The sequence below is a fragment of the Myxococcus eversor genome (assembly GCF_010894455.1).
In the GTDB taxonomy this organism is placed as follows: domain Bacteria; phylum Myxococcota; class Myxococcia; order Myxococcales; family Myxococcaceae; genus Myxococcus; species Myxococcus eversor.
The window spans coordinates 1-465 of sequence record NZ_JAAIXY010000100.1; the positions used below are offsets into that span (position 1 = coordinate 1).

At 66.5% G+C, this 465-nt stretch carries 1 protein-coding gene; it reads right to left on the reverse strand.

Annotation, left to right across the window (positions count from 1 at the left end; all coding sequences use genetic code 11):
• A partial coding sequence (locus G4D83_RS45315) for an AMP-binding protein (RefSeq protein ID WP_163871179.1) occupies window positions 1-465 on the reverse strand: 465 nt, incomplete at both ends.

Genomic DNA, 465 nt, shown 5'->3' on the forward strand with positions numbered 1-465 from the left:
GAGTGACGCCGCGGTGAGGGACGCAGACACCCTTGGGCTCGCCCGTGGAGCCGGAGGTGAACATGACGTAGGCAAGGTCATTGCCCGTCACATCCAGAGGCAGCGTGGAAGAAGGCTGGCCTGCGATGCGAGAAGTCTCCTCATCGATGACGAGGAGGACGGCGCCAAAGGCCGGCAAGTCGTCGACGACGTCGGAGTGAGAGAGGACGACGCCCGCGGCGGACTCACGGAGAACGAAAGCGAGACGCTCGGAAGGCCAGGCCTTGTCGAGAGGGACGTAGGCGGCCCCCGCCTTGAGGATGGCGAGGAGGGAGACGATGAGGTCCGCGGAGCGGTCAAGGCGGACAGCGACGCGAGAGCCCGGAAGCACACCCAACGAGCGCAGGTAGTGAGCGAGCTGGTTGGAGCGCGAGTCGAGCTGGGCGTAGGAGAGCGACTCCTCGCCGGAGACGACAGCGACAGCGT